We start from the raw sequence: 22,714 nt of genomic DNA on the forward strand, positions 1-22,714 counted from the left end.
TTACGCTTTTGCGAAAGCGTAATACCTCCCATAACCACACATCATTTACATAATTAATAACTCTTTATATCCATAAAGGCAAACGTACTATTTAAAGTATCTTTGCCTAAAAGAAACACTATGTCGCACAAAGCCGGATTTGTAAATATTATAGGAAACCCAAATGTGGGTAAAAGTACGCTTATGAATGCCTTTGTGGGTGAGCGACTCAGTATTATTACCTCAAAAGCACAAACTACACGTCACCGTATACTAGGTATTGTAAACGGAGAAGACTTCCAGATGATTTTGAGCGACACGCCAGGTATCATAAAGCCGGCATACGAGCTACAAGCATCTATGATGGACTTTGTAAAAAGCGCCTTTGAAGATGCAGATGTGCTACTTTACATAGTAGAGCTAGGAGAAAAGGAGCTCAAAGACGAAGCGTTTTTTAATAAAATACGTGGCGCAAAAATTCCCGTTTTATTACTCATTAATAAAATAGACAAGGGTAACGAAGAGATGCTAGGCGAGGCGTTAAAGCTTTGGTCAGAAAAAGTGCCAAATGCTGAGGTGTTTGCGATCTCTGCACTTGAAAACTTTGGCGTACCACAAGTGTTTAATAGAATTATAGAGCTACTACCAGAGTCTCCAGCATTTTATCCAAAGGACCAACTTACAGATAAGCCTGAGCGCTTTTTTGTAAATGAGATCATACGTGAGAAAATCTTGATGCACTACAAGAAAGAAATCCCTTATGCAGTAGAGATAGATACAGAAGACTTTTTTGAAGAAGATGAGATCATACGTATGCGCTCTGTGATTATGGTAGAGCGTGATAGCCAGAAGGGTATCATTATAGGTCATAAAGGAACTGCACTTAAGCGAGTAGGAGTAGAGGCTCGTAAGGATTTAGAAAAATTCTTTGGTAAGCAAGTGCATCTTGAACTATATGTAAAAGTAAATAAGAACTGGAGAAGCAGCGAGCGACAGCTCAAGCGTTTTGGGTATAACCAGAAATAGTATAAGTACGCTTTCGCGAAAGCGTAAATCACCACCTTTCACACAATCTCCATACTAGATATTTTATCATCGTGAATAATAGAAAGCTTAAGAATAGCGAACTCAATAGAAAAACGGTTGCAGATTTTAAGGAGGCAGAAAAAACGCCACTTATTATTGTGCTGGATAACATAAGGAGTCTCAACAATGTAGGTTCGGTTTTTCGTACGGCAGATGCCTTCCTTGTTGAAAAAGTGTATCTGTGTGGTATCACTGCTACACCGCCGCATCGCGATATTCAAAAAACAGCACTAGGAGCAACAGATGCTGTAGCGTGGGAGTATGTAGAAGACTCAATCGCGCTTTCTCAAAAATTAAAAGAACAAGGTGTGAAGCTTTGTGCTATAGAGCAAGCAGAAGATGCTGTAATGCTAGACAAGTTTACTCCTGTAAAAGGGGAGAGGTATGCTGTTGTTTTTGGTAATGAAGTAAAAGGAGTGCAGCAAGAGATTGTGTCCTTAAGTGATACGGTACTTGAGATTCCGCAGGTGGGTACTAAGCATTCTCTTAACATTTCTGTAAGTGCGGGAGTGGTTATATGGGACATCTTCAGTAAGTTAGGCGTTTCTTAATGGGTTGTTAAAGTGTTATTTAACAGCTACTTATGATTTTTATTCGATATTTTGTTTATCTTTAAAAGAAAAAAGATAAACATTATGTCAAAATTCACAATGCCCATACGTTTTGCCATCGCAATGGCAGGCGGGCTCATCGCATATTTTTTAGTACTCGCATTATTTAACCTTCATACTAATGTTATGTTCTCGCTCTTTAATGGCGTGATTGTAGGTTTTGGTATTTATGAGGTGATTAAGTACACAAAGATTAAGAACGGATCAGCTTTTAGCTACACAGACGGACTTACTAATGGAGTGGTGTCTGGATTTATTGCTACTATATTATTTACGGGATTCTTTGCACTATATGCAGGTAATATAAACCCAGATTTTCTAGACGGTCTTATAGGGCCTTGGGAGAAGACGTATAATACAAGTATAGGCTCTGTAATATTTACAGTCGCAATAGGAGGATTTTCTACCGCTATATGTTTATCGCTTTGTTTTATGCAGCTTTTTAAACCTAGCTGGAATACTGAAGGAACTAAGAAGGTATTACGTGAGAGAGGACCGGTTATTAGATAGTCCTCACTTGGAAAAAAATAAATTAAAAAACCGCCAGATGGCGGTTTTTTAATTTATAATGCTCAAGAGAAGTTTTAGTTTACTCTTGTAAGAATAACGATACTTTCTCCTTCAAAATTATAATCAACTCCTTCTGGAAAACCTGAAATTTCACTATTTCCAAGATCTGTTGTAAGTACTAAAGTTGTTTCGTTTAAAACTGTTATCGTAGAAGTACCAGGGTTGATATCATCTGAAATAATCTGATTATCCGTTTGAAAAGTAATGAATCCTGTAAAACTCATTTGGTCGCCATTTACACTCCAGTTTCCTGTTGTATTAATGTCTTCAAAACTTGTAGTCTGAGTTATTTCTGAGCCATTCGTAGATGATGTGACTGTGTAATCATAAGAGCCATTTGCTATAAGCGAGCTGTCGTCATTAAATGTAATAGTATAATTAAAGTTTGAACCTGTACCGTAAGAAGTTGATGTGGCAGTCTGACCTTCGACTGTAAGATCTAGTGTGGTGTTATTTTCTAAAGAGGTAATCTCCCATTCTCCCACTATAAGGGTTGTGTTTACGTCGTTTATTTCATCATCTGTTGAGCAAGATGTAAATGTAATTGTAAGAATGACGAGTGTAATGATTGATTTAAAATGTTTCATTGCTTTTTGATTGATTATTAATATGAAGGCGAATCTACTTTTTAAAATACTCAAAAACAATTTTTTGTAGGAAATCACTTTTATTTTGATGTTTTATAAATAATGTTAGTAGCGTGAGTTCTAAGTTATTTATTTTTAAATGCGTTTTTCATTTTTGAGCTTAAAAAAACACAATTAGCGATTGTAAATCACAAGATAAATAGTATATTTGCACCCGCTTAAACTGAGAGGTTTAGGCTTTTATTAGTGTAATAACAATATTTAATTAATCGCTATGTACGCAATTGTAGAGATAGCAGGGCAGCAATTTAAAGTTGCAAAAGACCAAAAAGTCTTTGTTAACCGCCTATCTACTGAAGAAGGAAAAAAAGTCGATTTCGACAAAGTACTTTTAGTAGGAGACGGGTCTAACATCACTTTAGGCGCCCCAGCTATAGACGGAGCTCTAGTAGGAGCTAAAGTCTTAAGACACCTTAAAGGTGACAAAGTAATCGTTTTCAAAAAGAAGAGACGTAAAGGATACCGTGTTAAGAACGGACACCGCCAGTCACTTACTGAAATCGTAATTGAAAGTATCGCTACTTCTGGAGCTAAGAAAGCTGCTCCAAAAAAAGAAGCAAAAGCTGAACCTAAAGCTGCTGCTCCTGCAAAGGAAGCTGCACCAAAGGCAGAAGCAAAAAAGGCTGCTCCTAAAAAAGCTGCCAAAGCTGACGATCTTAAAAAAGTGGAAGGTATCGGACCAAAAATCGCATCAACTCTTGTTGAAGCTGGTGTTGATACATTTGCAAAACTTGCAAAAACTGACGCTGCTAAGATTTCTGAAATCATCGCAGGTGTACGTGGAAACCACGTAACAGACACTTGGCCAGCACAAGCACAAATGGCTGCAGATGGTAAGTGGGATGAGCTTAAAAAATGGCAAGACGAATTAGACGGTGGTAAAGCATAATTGCAATACCATCAAGTATAACTTATAAAACCGAAACAAGATGGCTCACAAAAAAGGAGTTGGTAGTTCTAAAAACGGTCGTGAATCAGAATCGAAACGCTTAGGTGTTAAGATCTTTGGAGGACAGGCTGCAATCGCAGGGAACATCATCGTACGTCAAAGAGGTAACACGCATCACCCAGGTGAAAACGTGTACGGAGGAAAAGATCACACACTTCACGCAAAAGTGGATGGTGTTGTAAAATTCCAAAAGAAAAGAGACAATAAATCTTACGTTTCTGTAGTGCCTTTTGAGGCATAAGCAACTAAGATAATTGCTATCTCATTATATAAAACCCTTACCGCAATGCGGTAAGGGTTTTTATGGTTATACATACTTGATTGATTTTTAAGTGTTTGGTATGTTGTTTGATGCAAGACACAAAACACTCCTTATGAGAATATTACTAGCGTTTTGTTGTGCCTTTTTATTGCAATCTTGCTTTCCTGTAGCAGTGGCGCCTAATCTGAGTGAGGGCAAGGTTAAAAAAGCAAAGAAGTTTAATAGAAAACTACCTAATAGATATGCATATCTATTTACAGACCCTAAGGATGCAAATGAGTTTTATGCGTATGTAAATACTAAATATGATCTCAATCATAACTATGTAGAAGATAATGTGCGCGTACTTATAAGTAACCAAGCCTATTATATCTCATTCTATGAAGTGGGAAAGAAGACGCAAACGGTCAATTTATTGAGACCACTAGCAAATAAGTTGCTTGAAGAAAATGGTGCGCCGCCCGTCTTTAATGATGACCCTTTGAGGGATTATGGTGATACCTGGTATATCGCATTACTTATAACAGATGAAGATTTTAACGACGCCTTGCATCCAGATTATAAACATTATAAGGATATAAGACAATTTGCAGCTTCTCTACATAAAGAGTACTATAGTATGAGTAACTATAAGCAAGCCGCATTTACAGTGGAGCATAACTAGCTTAGTTTATCTTGATTTTATCTGTACCTAGATAGCCATCATTTTTATTGTAATACCAAGCTCGATCTTTAGGCATTTTTATACCTCCTATAGTAGCAAGATCAGTAAGCAATATGTACTCACCCGTAGTCTCATCATCACCCTTAAAAAATTGATATACCTCCATTGCATATGTCTCTGGGTCAAAATAAAACTGCCACACATCTGTGCCTACATTTTTATCATAGCGCACACGTGCTACTAGGTATTCTTTTCCTTTAAAGGTGTCCTTTTTAACATCCTTCTCGATAATAGTTCCCTTATCTGTGAGCTTCATAGGTAAACCATAGAGGTATGAGTAATAATTTCTAAACATTACAGTGCGTTCACAATCCTCATCTGCAGTGGTGCTTGTTACGACCTCTCCAGCTTCGTTTGTGTATTTGCAAGCAGTGCCTAGAAGTTCTCTAAAGCTGGTCTTGCCATCTTGTGTTGTAGTTACATTGAAGTACTCTCTAGGTAAATCTAGTGTAATTACACTTTTGCGATCTGGTTTATCTGGCATATCAAGTACGAGTGTAAATTCTCCAGTAAAGGTCTCCCAGTTGCTATTTGGGTCGTGATAGGTTATAGATTTTGCCACGAGCTCTGGTCCAGATAATTGTTGTGAGTACGCTTTCGCGAAAGCGCAACAAAATAAAACAGCAATAAGCGTATAGTTTTTCATTGTGAAAGTTTGAGCTATGAAGATACACATTGCTTTTTGATAACCATAACTAACTTTAGTATCGTCTTAACAGCTGTACAAAGTGATAAATTGTATCTTAAATATATGGAAGAAAAAGTAGAAGTAGCGCTTGAGGATGGAATGCTCAATCTAGAAAATAAGCAGATCCCAAAAGAGATTTATGATGAGGCAATTATTGCCTTAGAGCACTATCCAGAATTGTGGGATACAGATATTACTTTTCAATTTAAGGACAATATAAGAAAGTCTACTATGCAGGCCCAGCCCAGGTGGGCTAGCTTTTTTAAATCTAGAAAAAACAGATCTTACATTATTTTAATCTCAAGAAAGATACAAATAGATCAAGAGGAGCTTAACTTTTCTGAAGTGCCCAGCGATGTGGTAATAGGATGGCTTGGTCACGAGCTGGGTCACGTGATGGATTATAGGGAGCGCTCTGCCTTCGGGATGCTGGTTTTTGGTGCTAAATATTTATACTCTGGTGCACATATAAAAGAAGTAGAGCGCACTGCAGATGTATATGCAATTACCCACGGTATGGGGTCATACATTTTAAAAACAAAGAATTTTATACTAGATCACGCTCATATCTCTGAGAAGTATAAGCAGCGCTTGCGTAGTTTATATATGTCGCCAGAGGAGGTGATGCACCTGCTTGAGAACGATTAAATTATAGAGTGGATTTATTGCTCATTTATAAAAGCTTCAAACTGGGCAAACTTTTCTTCATCCATTACTTTTTCCATTTTTACCTGGCCACCTTTCTTCTTATTTGCGCCACTCCACTCGTGAAAGACATTTGGGTCTATAGTGGTTACTTTTACGCCTTTTAGGGATTTGCCTCTGGCCACACCATAGTTTTTATTGGCACTTTTAAGAGATTCATCAAGAGCCTTAGCAAGCTCTGTCTCGCTAGTGGTGGCTGTTGTTCCTAAATACCAGCAGTGGTAAAACTCACCATCTATTTTTTTTGCACTCAGTGTAAACTCCGGTATTTTAATGTCAAACTTTTCTTCTAGGTCTCTCAGAGCATCTTCCATTTTATTTACAGAAAGTTGTGAGCCTACAACGTTAAGGAAGAATTTTGTTCGTCCGGTGATTTTAATTTCGGCTCTCTCCACATCTGTAAATGCTATGGTATCGCCTATGAGATATCTCCACGCACCAGAGACAGTACTTATGATAAGTACATAGTCAATTCCTGTCTCTACTTCGTTAAGTGTAAGCGCAGGTGCATCTTGTGAGAGCGAGCCATCTTCATTAATATATTCAGGTTTAAATGGTACAAATTCAAAATAAACGCCGGCATCTGTGCTAAGCTTCATAGATGCTGTTTCTGGCCTGCTCTGGTACGCCATAAAACCTTCTGACGCTAGGTAGGTGTCTATAATGGTAATGTCTCGACCTAGTAACTGTCTAAAACTTTTTTCATAGGGTTGAAAAGCTACACCACCACTAGTAAAGACCTGTAGGTTAGGCCAGATGTCGTGTATGTTATCTACATTATGGTAGGCTATTACTTCTTTAAGCATAAGCTCCATCCAAGATGGGATACCGCTTAAGGCTCCTATATCCCAAGACTTTGCATTTTCTGCGATGGTTTTAACACGCTCATCCCAGTTGTCTATTTTTGCTATTTCTTCTCCAGGTTTATAAAAACCTTTAAACCAGAAGGGGATATTGCTAGCTGTGATACCGCTTATTTCTCCCTCAAGAAATTCGTCATTTTCGGCGAGGTCTGTAGAGCTTCCTAGCGCCATAACTTCTTTGTCAAAAAAGTCTGTAGGTAAGTCATAATGTGCCAGCGCAGATACTTGTGCGATACTAGTCGTTCTTATAGCTGCTACCATATCTTCGGTCACAGGTATGCGTTTACTAGTTTTACCTGTAGTCCCACTTGATAATGCAAAATAATGTGGCTTACCAGGCCAGGTGATGTTTTCTAGGCCTTCCTTGATGCGTTTCCACCACATATCATTCATTTGATTATAATCGTGGTAGGGTGTCGCTTTTTTGTAAGCCTCGCTTACATTATCTTCTTCTAGAATTTTTGAAAAGCCGTAATAGATTCCAAAAGATGTATCCTTTGCTGTGTCGAGCATTGTACGTAACACGTTCTCTTGCTCTTCAACTGGGTTTGAGCTTGTGGTAAGTGTGTCTTTAAGATCAATTGCACCTTTTATGATAGAACCTAGAATAGCCATATGAGTTGGTTTTTTACAAATATGTTAAATAAACCCGCTTAACTTATTGTCTTTAACCCAATCTTAAGGAACAATTGTGAAAAATATAGGAGCTTTAGGTAGGGATAATTACGCTTTCGCGAAAGCGTAAAAAAAAACCATCTCACACTTATATCTTACTTGAGGTATAAGCAGTTGAATTGATAATCTATAATGCCTTTGCCTGCGTTTAAAACATCTGCACCCAGAATACCGTGTACAGGCGCTGCATTGTGAGCGATTAGTGCAGTGTTTACGTGTGACATATCAAAGAGAACGATATCAAGTTTTTTATACTGCCACTTCTGGATTTTTAGAGAATTATTGCGAGAGAGTTTAGTCTCCATACCGGTTGCTCCCGCGCCTGCGGCTAGCACCTCACTATCTTCTTGTAATAAACTAAAAAGATCTGCGTGGCTAAAATCTATACAAGAACTAGAAGCGCCAGTGTCTAGTATAAATGACCCTTCTACACCATTAATTTTCGCCTTCATCTCGAGGTGATTTGTAACGGTAGGAAACAGCCGTGAGCGGCAATAATCTTTTGACAATAAAAACTGGCGTAGTGAGGGCATATAGTGTGTGATTTCTATCAAAAATAATACAATCGTTTATACACCGCGTGGCAACTAAATGATTTTTGAAAAAAGAGGCAAAATCATTTTACTTCCTTCTCGTGGCAAAGTATTTTTGTCGTCTATGACTTTTACAGATACACATACCCATTTATACAGTGAGTCTTTTGACGAAGATCAAGCAGAAATGATACAGCGCGCAATAGATGCTGGCGTGACTCGTTTTTTTATACCAGCAATAGACTCGGCATATACAGAGCGTATGTATGCGCTAGAAAAGGCACATCCAGATACCGTGTACCTTATGATGGGATTACATCCCACACACGTAAAAGAAAACTATGAAGAAGAACTTGCTCACATAGAAGCACAGTTTGCAACACGTGACTTTTATGCAGTAGGGGAGATAGGGATTGATTTGTACTGGGATAAGTCTACTCTTGCGATACAGCAAGATGCATTTACTAGACAGATCCAACTAGCAAAAAAATATAAAAAACCCATAGTGATACACTGTCGTGAAGCTTTTGACGAGGTTTTTGAAATATTAGAGAGTGAGAAGGGTGATGATCTCTTTGGGATTTTTCATTGTTTTACAGGCACAAAAGAACAAGCCGAAAAAGCGATAAGCTACAATATGAAGTTGGGTATAGGAGGCGTGGCGACTTTTAAAAATGGTAGGATAGATCAGTTTCTTGCAGAAATACCGCTGGAGCATATAGTGCTAGAGACAGACGCTCCCTACTTGAGCCCCGTGCCATATCGTGGTAAGAGAAATGAGAGCAGCTACCTAGTGCTCGTGGCAGAAAAACTTGCGACTATTTATCAAAAACCGCTAGACGAGATTGCTGCTATTACCAGTAAAAATGCAGATAACGTTTTTTTTACAAAGCGCGCATAGTATCTTATTGTAAATAGGTAACTCAGACATAAAATATTTTGTTCTTTTGTGGAGACCAATATATACCCAATTGAACAACTACGACCATATACGCCCATACCACGACCAGGAGGTAAATGAGGCACTTTTAAGAGCAGCCAGACACCCTATGTTTAGAGTGTTGTTACAATTTACATTTCCAGATTTTTCGCAAGAGCAAATTCTAGAAGTCCTTAAAACGTGTCACTCTATTGCAGATTTTCAAGAGAAGGTGATTTATAAGTCTGTGAGTAATCTACTTGACAAAAGCTCAGAAGGGTTTACGCAAAGTGGTTTTAGTGCGCTTTCGCGAAAGCAATCTTACCTCTATTTATCAAATCATCGTGATATCGTATTAGATACGTCGTTACTCAATATGACGCTTATAGATCATAAACTTATCACCACAGCCTCTGCTATAGGTGATAATCTGGTGCAAAAAGATTTCTTAATGGAGTTGTCTAAACTTAATAGAAACTTTTTGGTCTTAAGAGATCAGTCGCCTAGGGAGTTGCTTATGAGTTCTAAGCTGCTTTCTAGTTATATTAAATTTTTACTACAGTCCGATAGATCTGTATGGGTAGCGCAGCGAGAGGGAAGAACAAAAGATGGTCTTGATAAAACGCAGCAGGGTGTTCTTAAAATGATTACTATGGCTCGTGGTAAGACGCCACTTATGACTTACCTGCGAGAGTTGAGCGTCATAGGTGTGGCGATATCTTATGAGTATGATCCTACAGATATATTAAAAGTGCCAGAAATTGTTGCCAAAAGAGAGAACCTACCTTATATAAAAACGGCAAATGAAGATTTTAATAGCATACTTAAAGGAGCGCTAGGTAATAAACGTAACATTCACATCGCCGCATCACCTTTACCAGAAAAGGTATATGATGACATTGAAGACAAGTATGATAGTGATAATGAGAAGTTACAAGCCTTTGCTGGTGAGTTAGATAAAGTAATATGGAAGAATTATAAGCTCTGGCCTACAAACTACATTGCTTATGATCTCTATCATAAAACAGATAAGTATAAGGACAAATATGATACTAAGGAATTACGTCATTTTGAGCGTAGACTCGAAGTACGTGTTGATTTATCAAAGCAAATGGAAGTAGACAGCTTCTTATTAATGTATGCAAACCCCGTGTTGCAAGCCGAAAAGTTATGAGTAAAGCAAAAATCCTTTTAATATACACCGGTGGTACCATAGGTATGATTAAAGACTATGAGACGGGAGCGCTCAAAGCCTTTGATTTTGATGAGCTACTAGATAAAATACCAGAGCTACGGTTGCTTGATTGTGAGATAAGCACCGCCTCTTTTGAGACCGTAATAGACTCGTCTAATATGAATCCTGCATACTGGAATCAATTATGTGATTTTATAGAGCAAGGTTATGATGCATATGATGGTTTTGTAGTCTTGCACGGGAGTGATACGATGAGTTATAGCGCGTCTGCAGTGAGTTTTATGCTAGAGAATTTGAGTAAACCCGTTGTATTTACAGGTTCGCAGTTACCTATAGGAGACCTACGCACAGATGCAAAAGAGAATCTTATAACAGCCGTACAAGTAGCTGCCTTAAGAAAAAGGAATAGGCCACTCATAACCGAAGTATGCTTGTATTTTGAGTATAAGCTTTACAGGGCAAACCGCACATCAAAAATAAGTGCAGAAAATTTTGAGGCCTTCACTTCGCCTAACCATCCAGAGCTTTTAACCTCAGGTGTGCATCTCACAATTAATGAAGACGCTCTCTGGAAACCTAATAAAAAGCAACTCAAGGTTCATAAAAAGCTAGTTACAGAAGTCTTACTACTTAAGATATATCCAGGTATCTCGCAGTGCCTTGTAGAGGCAATGCTCAATGTACCTTGTGTGCGAGGAGTGGTGTTAGAAACTTTTGGAGCTGGAAATACTACAACAGAGCAGTGGTTTATAGATGCACTTAAGGCAACTATAAAGAGGGGAGTGCCTGTAGTAAATGTGACACAATGTATTTCAGGCAGTGTTCATATGGGTAATTATGAAACCAGCGTAGCCCTTAAAAAAATGGGAGTTATTAACGGAGGCGATATCACCTCTGAAGCCGCAATAGCAAAAATGATGTATCTCTTAGGACAAAATTTAGGGCCTAAAGTTTTCAAAACAGTTTTTGAAACATCACTGCGTGGGGAGATGTCATAATTATGAACTAAACCTTGAGTGCTCCGAGGTTTTTTTTGTTAATTCGCACTCCTTAATATATAGCGATTGTTTTTAGTACGCTTTCGCGAAAATTAATAATAGAAAGGTGGCCGAGTGGCTTAAGGCGCACGCTTGGAAAGCGTGTATACGGAAACGTATCGAGGGTTCGAATCCCTTCCTTTCTGCGATAAACTCTTGAATCCCATTGTTTATAGGGATTCTTGATTTCAGGGGCATAAAAAGGGGCATAAAAAAACTTGACTTGCAACTTGAAGAAGGCTAGCTTGATTAAATTAGATGTCAAAAGCTCTTTCTTTTTTCTCAGCTTTAAAATTTCTTCTAGGAAGTAGATTGCGTGATAATGAAAGTGCAATTTCATCATCTTATATAATGGTGTTTTTATTCAGCGCCCGCATAAATGCAATTAGGATTCATCTTCTTGAAATCTCCGCATTGTAATTTAGTTTTATGTTTGCCTCCTCAAATTTGTCTAATAAGATACTGTTGTTTCTGGAGTACAGCATATGATAGGTTAATTAGTTGGCACGATTATCACATTACTAAACTGTTAAATAATAAAGTAATACAAATGGTGTATGTTAATATATTGATGCCTTGTTGTAAAAAAGTGCCCTGTGATGCTGTTATTCCCCTTTTACTTTGCTATACTTGCTGATTCTACGAGTAAAATACTTGGGATATTACTTGTACTAAGCTTTGTGAAGTAAATATTTAGTATCTGTTTTACACATTTACTGTATAATTTAGTAGTTACATACTAAATTAATTGTAAAAAAAATAAGACGATGCTTTTCAATATTTGTTACACATAATCTAATTAATTACTATATTTAACCCTTTACTAATTTAAACTTTAAGATCAAGAGCAATGAAAAAATTATTCTCTATCATGGCAGTTGCCGCTGTAGTAGTGTTAAGCACATTTACCGCTAACGCAAGCAACGCACAAACAACACTTCCAGTACAGATTCAACAAATAGTTGCAAATGTAGACGCTGGTACTTCATTTCAAGATGATGCAGCAGCAGAGGAGCTTTCTTTTACACAAGATTTGAAAAAACGATTTATAGAAGGAGGTCCTGGATTTATGGGAATTGTACTTTTATGTCTAATATTAGGTCTTGCAATTGCAATTGAGCGTATTATATACTTAAACTTAGCCTCTACTAACACAAAGAAGCTTCAGCAAGATGTTGAAGATGCACTTAATAGTGGTGGTGTAGAAGCAGCAAAAGAAGTTTGTCGTAACACAAAAGGACCTGTAGCATCTATATACTACCAAGGTCTTGATAGAGTAGACGAAGGTCTTGACTCTGCAGAGAAAGCTGTTGTAGCTTACGGAGGTGTTCAAATGGGACAACTTGAGAAAAACGTATCTTGGGTGTCATTATTTATCGCTCTTGCACCTATGCTTGGGTTTATGGGGACGGTAATCGGGATGATCCAAGCCTTCGATAGAATTGAAGCAGCTGGAGATATGAACCCTGCACTAGTTGCCGGAGGTATTAAAGTAGCACTTCTTACGACAGTATTTGGACTGATTGTGGCTATTATTCTTCAAATATTCTATAACTATATTATTGCAAAAATTGACAGTATCGTAAACGATATGGAAGATGCATCTATCACATTGATGGATATGCTTGTACGTTACAAGAAGTAATATATAGTAATCTTAAAAATTCATACATATTATGGGATTACATAAAATTTTAAAATTCATTGTGGCTATCGTAGGTGTTGCAGCATTAGTTGTAGCAGGTATGGTATGGGCAAACAATGATGCCATCGTAGGTGGTGATTCACAGAACCTTGTCGATATAATGATCCTCCTTGCTTGGGCGGTTATAGGTATCGCTTTAGTACTCGTAGTAGTCTTTGTTCTCAAAGGTCTATTTTCGGGTAATGCAAAAAACACACTTGTAGGAGCTGGGTCTTTCTTACTTATTGTTGCTATTTCTTACTTCGCTGCAAGCGGAGCAGAAGAAGTACCAATGAAAGACGGAGAAGTTCTCTCTGCTAGTGGTTCACAGTGGGTAAGCGCTGGTATAAACGCATTCTTTATTCTTGCAGCAATTGCAATAATACTTATGCTAGTATCAGGAGCTAAGAAACTTGTAAATAAATAATTATGGCTAGGAGAAATGCACCAGAAATTAATGCAGGGTCTATGGCAGACATCGCATTCTTACTACTTATCTTCTTCTTGGTAACAACTACCATTGAGAAAGATAGAGGACTTGTAAGAGCGTTACCGCCAGAGCAGCCTGAAAATGTGGAGCCTCCTATCATTAAAGAAAAGAACCTTTTTGTAGTTATCGTAAATAAAAACGATGAACTTTTGGTTGAAGATAAGCCTATGGAGATGAAAGATCTTCAAGAGGCAGCTATCGCCTTCTTAGATAATGGAGGTGTACCAAAAGGGCAAGAAGGGTATTGTGATTACTGTCAAGGAGAGCGTGACCCTAGTTCGTCAGACTTTCCAGACAAGGCTATTGTAACTGTAAAAAATGACCGTGAGACATCTTACGATACATACATTACAGTTCAAAATGAGCTTGTAGGAGCATACAATTCTTTACGTGATAGAGAGTCACAACGTTTATACGGTTGGAAATTCACAGAAGTAAAGAAAGCTATAGACGAAGGAGTTTATAAAGGAAACGAAGAGAGTGCAAAAGAAAAACTTGATGTTATCAAGAAAATGTACCCTCAGAAACTTTCTGAAATAGATCCTCAATCATAAGTAGAATTATAAAATAAAAATATTATGTCAAAATTTAGAAAAGGCGGGTCTAAAGAGTTACCAGCGGTAAACACGGCTTCCCTACCAGATATTGTATTTATGTTATTATTCTTCTTTATGGTGGCAACAGTTTTACGTAAAAACGACGTAAAAGTGGCGCAAATTTTACCAGCGGCAGATCAAACAGAGAAGCTACAGAAGGACAGAAGTGTATACATCTTTGGAGGGGAACCTGGAGAAGGGTATAAGCAGTTCGGTACAGAAGGTAAAATTCAAATAGGAGACAAATTCGTAAATATAAACGAAGTACAGCCTGCTATTCTTGAAGAACGTGAGAAGCTTAGAGATGAGCTTAAAGATAGAGTAATGGTAGCCTTTAAAGTAGATAAGGAAACTAACTCTGGTCTTGTATATGACGTAAAGCAAGAACTAAGACAAGCTAATATGTTAAAAGTGATTTACATCACTACTCAAACTGAAGACGCTGTAACTCAGTAGTCGATAGTTAAATTAGTAAAAAAACACCTTGAGGTAACTTAAGGTGTTTTTTTATGCAATATTGCCAGCGGCAATTCTGTTATATTTGTAATAAACTATTATTCTTGAAGTATCTCCTTTACATTTTTATAGGTCTAAGTACAATTGCAACCCTTGCACAAGATATTGATGTGCCAGACACTCCAGTTGTAGATTCTTTATATAGGGAAGACCAAGTGTATGTAGGTATCACCTTTAACCTGCTAGGTGATAAGCCCTCTGGTTTTGAGCAGAATGGTCTGAGTGCTGGTATACAAGCTGGTGTTATAAGAGATTTTCCCATAAATAAAAGACGTAATAAAGCTATAGGCATAGGTATTGGAATGGCCTTAGATACCTATAATCAAAATCTTCTCATCGCGACTCAATCTGGAAGCGAGACCTCTACATTTGACATTGTAGACGAGAGCGTGGAGAATGTTACAAATAGATTTACTAGTTACACATTAGAAATGCCTCTAGAGTATAGGTGGAGAACATCTACTGCAACAAAGTATAGTTTTTGGCGTATACACGTCGGGATGAAGCTGGGCTATGTGCTTAGATTTAAATCTACCTATCAAGATGATGTATCAGATATCATAAGTACAGATATACCTGAAATTAATAAGTTTCAATATGGGCCTTCATTCTCTTTTGGTTATGGGGCGTTTAATTTTCAAGGATATTATGGTTTAAATACCCTTTTTAATGATGATGCATTGCTCAATACAGAGGATGTAGGTATTCAAGTGATGCGTTTAGGGTTAGTTTTTTACTTCTTATAATGTTACGCTTTCGCGAAAGCGTAATTTTCTATACCCAGTAACTATACACCATAAACTGCGATACAGCGCCTACAATAAACCCTACTACAAGCTCTGCAGGAGTGTGTGCTCGCATATCTAATCTAGAAGTAGCAGTCGCGCCACAGGCAAAAATAAAGCCAGCTATAAGAAGCAAGAGGTTGATGCCAAAATGTAAGCTAAGACCTACTACAAAAAATAGGACTCCAGATAGCGCTATCATATGAAGGCTTGCCTTAAATTTAAGTAATGCTAGTAAAAATGCTCCAGTACTTGCGCCTAGTATACCTACAAAGAAGTAATATAATTCTGGTATCTCATAGCCGTCAAAGATGAGTCTTATTAAGATAAAGGTAAAAAGCATCTGCAGTAGTAAAGGCCACCTGCGCTCTTTTACTTCTTTAAGGTGAATGGTTGTAACTAGCTGTAGGTTTTTAAGCATATAAAAGCTTAAAATGGGTATGACTGTAGTCATTATAACCGTAGCGAAAACTTTTGAATACAAAAACTCTGGATTAAAGTATCGCGGCGAAATATAGAAGTAGAGCAATACCCCTACTAATGGCATAAAAAGCGGATGAAAAATATACGAAAAGCTACGTATGAAAAACTTCATTAAATTTGCTTTCGAAGTCTTGCTACTGGTAGTTCTAGCTGTTCTCTATATTTGGCAACCGTTCTGCGGGCTATAGGATAACCTTTTTCTTTAAGAATGCCGGCAAGCTTATCATCTGTAAGTGGCTTACGCTTATCTTCCTCTTCGATAACTGTTTCAAGTATTTTTTTGATTTCGCGTGTAGATACTTCTTCACCTTGATCATTAGTCATACTTTCAGAAAAGAAGTTTTTAATGAGTTTTGTTCCGTAAGGTGTGTCTACATACTTACTGTTTGCTACACGTGATACCGTAGAGACGTCCATACCTATCTCTGTGGCTATGTCCTTAAGAATCATAGGGCGTAGATTGCGCTCATCACCAGTCAAAAAGTATTTTTTTTGGTAATTCATTATAGAGCTCATTGTCACAAATAAGGTCTGCTGGCGTTGTATAATGGCTTCTATAAACCACTTTGCAGCATCAAGTTTTTGCTTTATAAAAAGTACGGCGTCTTTTTGAGCTTTTGTTCGCTCTTTAGATTCTTTGTACCCTTTGAGCATATTGCTATAATCTCTAGAGATTTTAAGCTCTGGAGCATTACGGCCATTGAGAGATAGCTCTAGGTCTCCGTCTACAATTCTTATGGTAAAATCTGGTACTACGTGCTCTACTATTTTTGTGTTGCTAGAGTAAGATCCGCCTGGTCTTGGGTTAAGGTGTTCTATCTCGTGTATGGCGTCTTTAAGTTCTTCTTCTGTGATATGAAACTTAGCCATTAACTTTTTATAATGCTTCTTACTAAAGTGGTCAAAAGACTTCTCAAGTATCTCTATCGCAAGTGCAATAGCCTTTGTTTCTGTCTTTCTGTCCAGTTGTAGTATAAGACACTCTTGAAGATTGCGCGCTCCTACGCCCGCAGGGTCAAGATCTTGTACTTTAAAAAGCATTTTTTCTATAGTCTCTTCTGTGGTGTAGATGTTTTGGGTAAATGCCAGGTCGTCCATAAGGTCTAATATGGGGCGTCTTAAATATCCAGCTTCATCTAGTGAGCCTATAATAAACTCTGCAACGCTACGCTCTTCTGGTGAGATACGCATCGTGTTAAGTTGGGTTTTTAGGTATTGGTTAAATGATGTTCCTGAGGCATAGGGTACTTGTTTATCCTCATCATCTGCACTGTAATTATTTGCGCTTAGGCGATACTCTGGTATCTCATCATCACTGAGATAATCATCTACATTAATTTCTACCTCTGGTGCTTCGTCAAAATCATCTGTGTTGTCAAACTCTTCAAAGTCATCTTGAACCTCTTCTTTACCACTATCTAGGGCAGGGTTTTCTTCTAGCTCTTGCTTTATCTTTTGCTCAAACGCTTGCGTAGGAAGCTGGATGAGCTTCATAAGCTGTATTTGCTGTGGAGATAGCTTTTGAGAAAGTTTAAAATTGAGCTGTTGTTTTAACATATGAAACGAAGTTACAAAAAAGGAGTAGATGTAGTTGCGAAATATTTGTTAAGCAAGATACGTGCCCTTTATCGTTTATAGCAATCTAAATTTGTGTCTTATAATTATAAGCTCGTGATTGTTTTTCTAATCGCGACAAGGTTAGAAAGCAATCGCTCTAAGTGAGCGAGATCAAGCATATTTGCCCCATCACTCTTTGCATTTGCCGGGTCAAAATGAGTTTCTATAAATAATCCGTCTACATTATTTACAATACCTGCTCTGGCAATAGTTTCTATCATATCTGGTCTTCCTCCCGTAACGCCACTAGACTGGTTAGGTTGCTGTAATGAGTGTGTCACATCTAGCACGGTAGGAGCAAATGAGCGCATCGTAGGGATGCCTCTAAAGTCTACAATCATATCTTGATAGCCAAACATTGTACCTCTATCTGTAATCCAGGCGTTTTCATTACCGCTCTCGTGTACCTTGCGCACGGCGTGCTGCATAGCCTCTGGAGACATAAACTGCCCTTTTTTGAGGTTTACTACTTTGCCTGTTTCTGCCGCGGCAACGACTAGCGATGTCTGGCGAACTAAAAATGCAGGGATCTGAAGTACATCTACATACTGTGCAGCTAGTGCAGCATCAGAGCTTTCGTGAATGTCTGTGACCGTAGGAATATCAAATGCCGAAGAAACCTTTGCAAGAATCTCAAGCGCCTTCTCATCACCTATGCCCGTAAAACTGTCTATGCGACTACGGTTTGCTTTTCTAAAACTTCCTTTAAAAACGTAGGGAATAGATAACTTATCTGTAATGGTTACCACCTTTTCGGCAATGCGCATAGCCATATCTTCTCCCTCAATAGCACAAGGGCCGCAGAGTAAGAAGAAGTTATTTGCTTCTGTATGTTTTATTTTAGGAATGCTTGATAGTTTCATAATGTGAATTTTTATGCTTTCGCGAAAGCGTAACAAAGATACTCTATACAGCCTAGTTACTTCTATTTGTCTAAAATAGATGTCGCTTTTTTATCTGGCTTTGCGTAGGTAAATCTGTCTATTATTTGAGGAGAAGTATACCCATCTAGCCCATTTATGGCCACGCCGTCTGCCTTTTGTAAATGCACCCAGCCATCTTCATATAAAGTATCTTCAGGAATGGTAATATTTGTAATTGCACCTATGACGAGTATGGTGCCATTTTCTTTAATCTCGTACTCGTTTACGTACTCGCACGCAAGCTGTATGTATGCTTCTTTTACAAAAGGAGCTTTAAAATCATCGCGATATGCTGCGGTAAGCCCCACGGCGTTATACTCAGATGTGTTACTGTCATAAGCTGCAGCCGTCTGGTGTGACTGGTTTATGATATTGCTATGTATGTGATTTACGGTAAAGACTCCCGTTTCTTTTATATTGCTATACGTATGTCTAGCTACTGTGGTGGGTCTTGTGATATAGCTCAGTAGTGGCGGGTTACTCCCTTTATGCGTGATACTACTTATAACTGCTAGGTTTTCTATTCCCTCTGGAGAGATGGTGCCTACAAGGTTTGCACTCTTAAAACCTGTAATGCTATTAATAAAATTTGCTCTGTAACGAGAGGGCATTGCATTAATGGCTTCTTTATTAAAATGTAGTATCTTTTTCATCATTTCAAAAATACGGAATATGTCAAAAGACCATCAAAATTACTTCTCTACTAATAAAGAAACCTGGAATAAAAAGGTAGCTATACACGCAGCAAGTGACTTTTATGATATGAAAGGATTTATGTCTGGTAAGAGTTCGCTTAACTCATATGAGCTTGATGCACTAGGGGATGTTACTGGTAAATCACTCTTGCATTTGCAGTGTCATTTTGGACAAGATACATTGAGCTGGGCAAGGATGGGAGCCCTGTGTACGGGTGTAGATATAAGTGATGAGGCGATTACGCTTTCGCGAAAGCTAAATAAAGAACTCAATCTATCGGCAAAATTTGTGTGCTGTAATGTACTTGATACAAATAGCTACGTACAAGAAAAATTTGATATTGTATTTACAAGTTATGGGGTGATAGGCTGGCTCCCAGATTTAAAACCGTGGGCGCAAGTTATCGCAGATCGTCTTGAGGTGGGAGGTGAGTTTTATATGGTAGAATTTCATCCCATAGTCTGGATGTTTGATTATACAAAAGAGCAACCTGAGATGCGTTATGGTTATGCACAAGAAGAAGTGATTTATGAGGAGTACGAGGGTACCTATGCACAAGAAGATGCCCAGATGATGAGTAAAGAATATGGCTGGAATCACGGTCTAGGCGAGGTTGTGACTGCACTAGCAGGGGCTGGCTTGCAGATACAATATATGCGCGAGCACGATGGCGCTCCATATGATGTGTTGCCAGATCTGGTAAAAAATGAAAACGGTCTCTACGTGAGTAAAGACCGTTTGTATCCTTTAATTTTTGAAATTAAAGCTGTAAAAATTTAGTGAGCATCATCCTTTAGTAACTCAGGAAACTTAGCTGCAAACCTTTTATATCTAGGCACAGATATGTTTTGAATGTATGGGTTGTTTGGGTTGTTCTTTTCATAATCCTGGTGATATGCCTCTGCAATCCAGAATTTCTGAAAAGGAAGTACTTGCGTTACAATACGTCCGTCATAAGTAGACTTATTTAAAGCTGCGATAGTATTTTCAATAATTTTCTTTTCTTCTTCGTTCTGGTAAAAAGCTATAGATCTGTATTGCGGTCCAGCATCTGGTCCTTGTCTATTTTTGGTGGTAGGGTCTTGTGAGCCAAAAAACACATCTACTAGCTGCTCAAAGCTTATAACTTCCGGGTTGTAAATAACCTCTACGGCCTCTGCGTGTGTTGTTCTTCCGTAGCTTACTTGCTTGTATGTAGGGTTGTCTTCAGAGCCGCCACTATAGCCACTTATAGCCTCATCTACACCTTTTACACTTTCAAAAACGGCTTCTACGCACCAGAAGCAACCACTTGCAAAGTATGCTTTGCGCATTCCGTCTTGAGGAGCAACTTGTACCGGCTCAAGCATAGCAGTAGGCTCTGCCATAGGTTTTGTGTCATAATTACAACTCATTAGGGTGATAAGAGCTGTGATTGCTGCAATAATTTTCATAATAATACTTTTACTGCAAAGCTATACTATAACCTTATGCAGTGTTGTTAGGGTTATGTTAATCAGTATGTGCTTGTCTTGTAAAAGTTATTGCACAAAAAAAAGCCTTCTGTTAAGAAGGCTTTTTTAATAATTTATAAAAGATGATTACAACTTACTGAAAAGTGCATTCATTTTTTCAGTTTGCTCACTTGCTAGTTCGCTATCTATTAAGATACGACCAGAATGCTCATCTGTAATTATTTTCTTGCGTCCTGCAATCTCTACTTGTACCTGTGGTGGTATTGTAAAATAAGATCCTCCAGAAGCTCCACGCTCTATAGGCACAATGGCAAGACCATTACGCACGCTAGATCGTATTCTTTTGTAAGCTTTTACAAGGCGCTCTTCTATGTTGTTTTCGTACTCTTCGCTTTTTGCTAGAAGTGCTTTTTCTTCTTTTTCTGTCTCAGAAAGGATAGCGTCTAGCTCACTCTTTTTGTGCTTAAGGTGTGCTTTGCGTTCACTTAGACGGTCTTTAGTCTGAGTAATCACTTCACCTTTTTGCTCTATTTGAGCTTTAAACTCGCGTATGTTCTTCTCTGCAAGTTGAATTTCTAGTTCTTGAAACTCTACCTCTTTGCTTAGTGCGTTAAACTCGCGGTTGTTACGTACGTTCTTTTGCTGTTCAGAATACTTTTTAATAGCTGCCTTAGAGTCATCTATTTGTATTTTTTTAGCCTTGATAGAGTCATCTACCAGTTTTAAATCGTTCTCCAACTTCTCGATGCGCTTGTTAAGACCAGCTACTTCATCTTCAAGGTCTTCTACTTCCAAAGGAAGTTCTCCACGTACATTGCGGATCTCGTCCACACGTGAGTCAATAAGTTGTAAATCGTAAAGCGAGCGTAGTTTCTCTTCTACTGTTGCTTCTTTCTTCTTTGCCATACGTTAAAAATAGTTGATAGGATTGGTATTTTCCTCAGATAAAATGATTGCAAAAGTACTAATTTTTTCTGTAAGATAGTCTGCAATTAAGTTTTTCGTAAAGCGTTCACTCTCATAATGTCCCACATCACATAGCAATATCTTATTTTCGGCTTGATAATAGTCGTGGTATTTTAGATCTGCAGTGATAAGTGCATCTGCCCCTTGAGCCTTTGCTGCACCTATGGCAAATGCGCCACTACCACCTAAAACAGCAATTTTCTTTATGCTGGATCCCTTTAGTGCAGAATGGCGTATACCTCCCGTTTTAAATATAGTTTTTGTGTAAGAGAGAAAATCACCTTCAGGCATTGGAGTTTCTAGTTCTCCTATCATACCCATTCCCACATTTTGTAGTTTGTTTTCTAGTTGTGTAATCTCATAGGCCACTTCCTCATACGGGTGATTCGTAAATAGGGTTTTAAGCACTTTAGATTGTAAATGCTTTTCAAAGGTTATATTTATTTGTGTCTCTGCTTCTGTATGGCGCACACCAGCCGTTCCTATAACAGGGTTAGACTTCTCATTGCCCTTAAAAGTCCCTTTCCCTTCTAGCTGGAAGTTACATTCCTCATAGTTACCTATGCTGCCTGCTCCAGTGCTAAATAAAGCTTCAGCGAGTGCTTGTGCATTTTTATGAGGCACATAGGTGGTTAGTTTTAAAATGTGATTCTTTTTAGGGCTTAGTATTTTGACATTTTGTAAGCCTAGTGCTTTGCACATACCATAATTTACACCGTGAGCCACATTATCAAGAGCCGTGTGAATAGCAAAAATTGCAATATCATTCTTAATCGCCTTTTGCACTACGCGTTGCACATAGTTCTTACCTGTGAGTTGTTTTAAGCCAGAAAATATAATCGGATGAAAACACACAATAAGATTACACTCTTTTGTAATAGCCTCATCTACCACATTTTCTAATGCGTCGTGTGAGACTAGTATATTAGTCACTTGCTCGTTATAATCGCCCACAAGCAAACCTACATTGTCAAAATCTTCGGCATAGGCTAGGGGAGCCCACTCATTTAATAAATTACTTACCTCTTGTACTGTCATAAGCGTAAAGATAAAAAATGATA

The 22,714-nt window shown here is 38.1% G+C and carries 27 protein-coding genes and 1 tRNA gene; 17 read left to right on the forward strand and 11 right to left on the reverse strand.

All coding sequences use genetic code 11. The features are described from left to right. The first annotated feature begins 120 nt into the window (after window positions 1–120). The 3 genes from era to ACJJVM_RS11010 all read left to right on the forward strand — a co-directional run bounded on the left by era (window position 121) and on the right by ACJJVM_RS11010 (window position 2,186). Window positions 121–1,005 carry a GTPase Era gene (gene era, locus ACJJVM_RS11000; RefSeq protein ID WP_021778259.1) on the forward strand — a complete coding sequence of 295 codons (885 nt, stop codon included), beginning with the start codon at window positions 121–123 and terminating at the stop codon, window positions 1,003–1,005. Between the two features lie 71 nt (window positions 1,006–1,076). Further along, on the forward strand, window positions 1,077–1,616 hold the full coding sequence (locus ACJJVM_RS11005) for an RNA methyltransferase (protein ID WP_298347639.1): 540 nt from the start codon (window positions 1,077–1,079) through the stop codon (window positions 1,614–1,616). Window positions 1,617–1,700: 84 nt separating this feature from the next. After that, window positions 1,701–2,186 carry a DUF4199 domain-containing protein gene (locus ACJJVM_RS11010; RefSeq protein WP_021778261.1) on the forward strand — a complete coding sequence of 162 codons (486 nt, stop codon included), beginning with the start codon at window positions 1,701–1,703 and terminating at the stop codon, window positions 2,184–2,186. Between the two features lie 74 nt (window positions 2,187–2,260). Here ACJJVM_RS11010 and ACJJVM_RS11015 read toward each other — a convergent pair whose 3' ends face one another. After that, on the reverse strand, window positions 2,261–2,833 hold the full coding sequence (locus ACJJVM_RS11015; protein ID WP_405211698.1) for a lipocalin family protein: 573 nt from the start codon (window positions 2,831–2,833) through the stop codon (window positions 2,261–2,263). 274 nt (window positions 2,834–3,107) lie between these two features. Here ACJJVM_RS11015 and rplU point away from each other — a divergent pair, with 274 nt between their 5' ends. The 3 genes from rplU to ACJJVM_RS11030 all read left to right on the forward strand — a co-directional run bounded on the left by rplU (window position 3,108) and on the right by ACJJVM_RS11030 (window position 4,768). Further along, complete coding sequence (gene rplU / locus ACJJVM_RS11020; protein WP_298347645.1) at window positions 3,108–3,782, forward strand: 50S ribosomal protein L21; 675 nt, start codon at window positions 3,108–3,110, stop codon at window positions 3,780–3,782. A 40-nt stretch (window positions 3,783–3,822) separates the two neighbouring features. Beyond that, on the forward strand, window positions 3,823–4,083 hold the full coding sequence (gene rpmA, locus ACJJVM_RS11025; protein WP_021778263.1) for a 50S ribosomal protein L27: 261 nt from the start codon (window positions 3,823–3,825) through the stop codon (window positions 4,081–4,083). Between the two features lie 133 nt (window positions 4,084–4,216). Beyond that, entirely contained in the window at window positions 4,217–4,768 is a 552-nt protein-coding gene (locus tag ACJJVM_RS11030) for a hypothetical protein (RefSeq protein ID WP_298347648.1), read from the forward strand. A 1-nt stretch (window position 4,769) separates the two neighbouring features. On the opposite strand, the gene ACJJVM_RS11035 is transcribed toward ACJJVM_RS11030, so the two are convergent. After that, entirely contained in the window at window positions 4,770–5,474 is a 705-nt protein-coding gene (locus ACJJVM_RS11035) for a DUF6503 family protein (protein ID WP_298347650.1), read from the reverse strand. A gap of 105 nt (window positions 5,475–5,579) precedes the next feature. Between ACJJVM_RS11035 and ACJJVM_RS11040 the strand changes: the two genes are divergently transcribed. Next, window positions 5,580–6,164 (forward strand): hypothetical protein, encoded by a 585-nt coding sequence (locus ACJJVM_RS11040; RefSeq protein ID WP_405211699.1) that lies wholly within the window; start codon window positions 5,580–5,582, stop codon window positions 6,162–6,164. A 14-nt stretch (window positions 6,165–6,178) separates the two neighbouring features. On the opposite strand, the gene ACJJVM_RS11045 is transcribed toward ACJJVM_RS11040, so the two are convergent. Together ACJJVM_RS11045 and ACJJVM_RS11050 are read right to left on the reverse strand one after the other, a co-directional pair. Next, window positions 6,179–7,699, reverse strand: a complete 1,521-nt coding sequence (locus ACJJVM_RS11045; RefSeq protein WP_405211700.1) for a GH3 auxin-responsive promoter family protein — start codon at window positions 7,697–7,699, stop codon at window positions 6,179–6,181. 155 nt (window positions 7,700–7,854) lie between these two features. After that, window positions 7,855–8,292 carry a retropepsin-like aspartic protease gene (locus tag ACJJVM_RS11050; RefSeq protein ID WP_405211701.1) on the reverse strand — a complete coding sequence of 146 codons (438 nt, stop codon included), beginning with the start codon at window positions 8,290–8,292 and terminating at the stop codon, window positions 7,855–7,857. 124 nt (window positions 8,293–8,416) lie between these two features. Between ACJJVM_RS11050 and ACJJVM_RS11055 the strand changes: the two genes are divergently transcribed. From ACJJVM_RS11055 to ACJJVM_RS11095, 9 genes are all read left to right on the forward strand, one after another. After that, complete coding sequence (locus ACJJVM_RS11055; RefSeq protein ID WP_405212201.1) at window positions 8,417–9,193, forward strand: TatD family hydrolase; 777 nt, start codon at window positions 8,417–8,419, stop codon at window positions 9,191–9,193. A gap of 70 nt (window positions 9,194–9,263) precedes the next feature. After that, window positions 9,264–10,385, forward strand: coding sequence for a 1-acyl-sn-glycerol-3-phosphate acyltransferase (locus ACJJVM_RS11060; RefSeq protein ID WP_405211702.1), 1,122 nt, complete (start codon window positions 9,264–9,266; stop codon window positions 10,383–10,385). Continuing rightward, window positions 10,382–11,404 (forward strand): asparaginase, encoded by a 1,023-nt coding sequence (locus ACJJVM_RS11065; protein ID WP_021778271.1) that lies wholly within the window; start codon window positions 10,382–10,384, stop codon window positions 11,402–11,404. Before ACJJVM_RS11060 ends, ACJJVM_RS11065 begins: the two co-directional genes overlap by 4 nt. Window positions 11,405–11,504: 100 nt before the next feature. Beyond that, window positions 11,505–11,589: transfer RNA gene (locus ACJJVM_RS11070), tRNA-Ser, on the forward strand. A gap of 704 nt (window positions 11,590–12,293) precedes the next feature. Beyond that, window positions 12,294–13,088: a MotA/TolQ/ExbB proton channel family protein gene (locus ACJJVM_RS11075; protein ID WP_298347662.1), complete on the forward strand. Its 795-nt coding sequence runs from the start codon at window positions 12,294–12,296 to the stop codon at window positions 13,086–13,088. Window positions 13,089–13,119: 31 nt separating this feature from the next. Then, entirely contained in the window at window positions 13,120–13,554 is a 435-nt protein-coding gene (locus tag ACJJVM_RS11080; RefSeq protein WP_021778273.1) for a hypothetical protein, read from the forward strand. A 2-nt stretch (window positions 13,555–13,556) separates the two neighbouring features. Then, window positions 13,557–14,171: a biopolymer transporter ExbD gene (locus tag ACJJVM_RS11085; RefSeq protein ID WP_035325377.1), complete on the forward strand. Its 615-nt coding sequence runs from the start codon at window positions 13,557–13,559 to the stop codon at window positions 14,169–14,171. Window positions 14,172–14,195: 24 nt separating this feature from the next. Further along, entirely contained in the window at window positions 14,196–14,669 is a 474-nt protein-coding gene (locus ACJJVM_RS11090; protein WP_405211703.1) for an ExbD/TolR family protein, read from the forward strand. A 104-nt stretch (window positions 14,670–14,773) separates the two neighbouring features. Beyond that, window positions 14,774–15,475 (forward strand): porin family protein, encoded by a 702-nt coding sequence (locus tag ACJJVM_RS11095; RefSeq protein ID WP_405211704.1) that lies wholly within the window; start codon window positions 14,774–14,776, stop codon window positions 15,473–15,475. 28 nt (window positions 15,476–15,503) lie between these two features. On the opposite strand, the gene ACJJVM_RS11100 is transcribed toward ACJJVM_RS11095, so the two are convergent. The 4 genes from ACJJVM_RS11100 to ACJJVM_RS11115 form a co-directional block, all read right to left on the reverse strand. After that, entirely contained in the window at window positions 15,504–15,935 is a 432-nt protein-coding gene (locus ACJJVM_RS11100) for a hypothetical protein (RefSeq protein WP_405211705.1), read from the reverse strand. A gap of 173 nt (window positions 15,936–16,108) precedes the next feature. Beyond that, entirely contained in the window at window positions 16,109–17,554 is a 1,446-nt protein-coding gene (gene rpoN, locus ACJJVM_RS11105; protein ID WP_405211706.1) for an RNA polymerase factor sigma-54, read from the reverse strand. 104 nt (window positions 17,555–17,658) lie between these two features. Further along, window positions 17,659–18,477, reverse strand: coding sequence for a 3-deoxy-8-phosphooctulonate synthase (kdsA, locus tag ACJJVM_RS11110; RefSeq protein ID WP_405211707.1), 819 nt, complete (start codon window positions 18,475–18,477; stop codon window positions 17,659–17,661). 62 nt (window positions 18,478–18,539) lie between these two features. Continuing rightward, on the reverse strand, window positions 18,540–19,193 hold the full coding sequence (locus ACJJVM_RS11115; protein ID WP_405211708.1) for a flavin reductase family protein: 654 nt from the start codon (window positions 19,191–19,193) through the stop codon (window positions 18,540–18,542). A gap of 16 nt (window positions 19,194–19,209) precedes the next feature. On the opposite strand from ACJJVM_RS11115, the gene ACJJVM_RS11120 reads away from it, so the two are divergent. After that, window positions 19,210–20,013: a class I SAM-dependent methyltransferase gene (locus ACJJVM_RS11120; protein WP_405211709.1), complete on the forward strand. Its 804-nt coding sequence runs from the start codon at window positions 19,210–19,212 to the stop codon at window positions 20,011–20,013. Here the strand turns inward: ACJJVM_RS11120 and msrA are convergent. From msrA to ACJJVM_RS11135, 3 genes are all read right to left on the reverse strand, one after another. Continuing rightward, window positions 20,010–20,666 carry a peptide-methionine (S)-S-oxide reductase MsrA gene (msrA, locus tag ACJJVM_RS11125; protein WP_405211710.1) on the reverse strand — a complete coding sequence of 219 codons (657 nt, stop codon included), beginning with the start codon at window positions 20,664–20,666 and terminating at the stop codon, window positions 20,010–20,012. The genes ACJJVM_RS11120 and msrA overlap by 4 nt on opposite strands. A 147-nt stretch (window positions 20,667–20,813) precedes the next feature. Next, entirely contained in the window at window positions 20,814–21,593 is a 780-nt protein-coding gene (locus ACJJVM_RS11130) for a zinc ribbon domain-containing protein (RefSeq protein ID WP_298347682.1), read from the reverse strand. A gap of 3 nt (window positions 21,594–21,596) precedes the next feature. Continuing rightward, entirely contained in the window at window positions 21,597–22,691 is a 1,095-nt protein-coding gene (locus ACJJVM_RS11135) for a Nif3-like dinuclear metal center hexameric protein (RefSeq protein WP_405211711.1), read from the reverse strand. Window positions 22,692–22,714 lie beyond the last annotated feature (23 nt).

Origin of the sequence: Dokdonia sp. Asnod2-E02 (assembly GCF_045063915.1) — a bacterium.
In the GTDB taxonomy this organism is placed as follows: Bacteria; Bacteroidota; Bacteroidia; order Flavobacteriales; family Flavobacteriaceae; genus Dokdonia.

Coding starts and splice junctions, on each gene's coding strand:
- era (WP_021778259.1), top strand. CDS start 121: ATGTCGCACAAAGCCGGATTTGTAAATATTATAGGAAACCCAAATGTG.
- ACJJVM_RS11010 (WP_021778261.1), top strand. CDS start 1,701: ATGTCAAAATTCACAATGCCCATACGTTTTGCCATCGCAATGGCAGGC.
- ACJJVM_RS11015 (WP_405211698.1), bottom strand. CDS start 2,833: ATGAAACATTTTAAATCAATCATTACACTCGTCATTCTTACAATTACA.
- rplU (WP_298347645.1), top strand. CDS start 3,108: ATGTACGCAATTGTAGAGATAGCAGGGCAGCAATTTAAAGTTGCAAAA.
- rpmA (WP_021778263.1), top strand. CDS start 3,823: ATGGCTCACAAAAAAGGAGTTGGTAGTTCTAAAAACGGTCGTGAATCA.
- ACJJVM_RS11030 (WP_298347648.1), top strand. CDS start 4,217: ATGAGAATATTACTAGCGTTTTGTTGTGCCTTTTTATTGCAATCTTGC.
- ACJJVM_RS11035 (WP_298347650.1), bottom strand. CDS start 5,474: ATGAAAAACTATACGCTTATTGCTGTTTTATTTTGTTGCGCTTTCGCG.
- ACJJVM_RS11040 (WP_405211699.1), top strand. CDS start 5,580: ATGGAAGAAAAAGTAGAAGTAGCGCTTGAGGATGGAATGCTCAATCTA.
- ACJJVM_RS11045 (WP_405211700.1), bottom strand. CDS start 7,699: ATGGCTATTCTAGGTTCTATCATAAAAGGTGCAATTGATCTTAAAGAC.
- ACJJVM_RS11050 (WP_405211701.1), bottom strand. CDS start 8,292: ATGCCCTCACTACGCCAGTTTTTATTGTCAAAAGATTATTGCCGCTCA.
- ACJJVM_RS11055 (WP_405212201.1), top strand. CDS start 8,417: ATGACTTTTACAGATACACATACCCATTTATACAGTGAGTCTTTTGAC.
- ACJJVM_RS11065 (WP_021778271.1), top strand. CDS start 10,382: ATGAGTAAAGCAAAAATCCTTTTAATATACACCGGTGGTACCATAGGT.
- ACJJVM_RS11075 (WP_298347662.1), top strand. CDS start 12,294: ATGAAAAAATTATTCTCTATCATGGCAGTTGCCGCTGTAGTAGTGTTA.
- ACJJVM_RS11080 (WP_021778273.1), top strand. CDS start 13,120: ATGGGATTACATAAAATTTTAAAATTCATTGTGGCTATCGTAGGTGTT.
- ACJJVM_RS11085 (WP_035325377.1), top strand. CDS start 13,557: ATGGCTAGGAGAAATGCACCAGAAATTAATGCAGGGTCTATGGCAGAC.
- ACJJVM_RS11090 (WP_405211703.1), top strand. CDS start 14,196: ATGTCAAAATTTAGAAAAGGCGGGTCTAAAGAGTTACCAGCGGTAAAC.
- ACJJVM_RS11100 (WP_405211705.1), bottom strand. CDS start 15,935: ATGCTTAAAAACCTACAGCTAGTTACAACCATTCACCTTAAAGAAGTA.
- rpoN (WP_405211706.1), bottom strand. CDS start 17,554: ATGTTAAAACAACAGCTCAATTTTAAACTTTCTCAAAAGCTATCTCCA.
- kdsA (WP_405211707.1), bottom strand. CDS start 18,477: ATGAAACTATCAAGCATTCCTAAAATAAAACATACAGAAGCAAATAAC.
- ACJJVM_RS11115 (WP_405211708.1), bottom strand. CDS start 19,193: ATGATGAAAAAGATACTACATTTTAATAAAGAAGCCATTAATGCAATG.
- ACJJVM_RS11120 (WP_405211709.1), top strand. CDS start 19,210: ATGTCAAAAGACCATCAAAATTACTTCTCTACTAATAAAGAAACCTGG.
- msrA (WP_405211710.1), bottom strand. CDS start 20,666: ATGAAAATTATTGCAGCAATCACAGCTCTTATCACCCTAATGAGTTGT.
- ACJJVM_RS11130 (WP_298347682.1), bottom strand. CDS start 21,593: ATGGCAAAGAAGAAAGAAGCAACAGTAGAAGAGAAACTACGCTCGCTT.
- ACJJVM_RS11135 (WP_405211711.1), bottom strand. CDS start 22,691: ATGACAGTACAAGAGGTAAGTAATTTATTAAATGAGTGGGCTCCCCTA.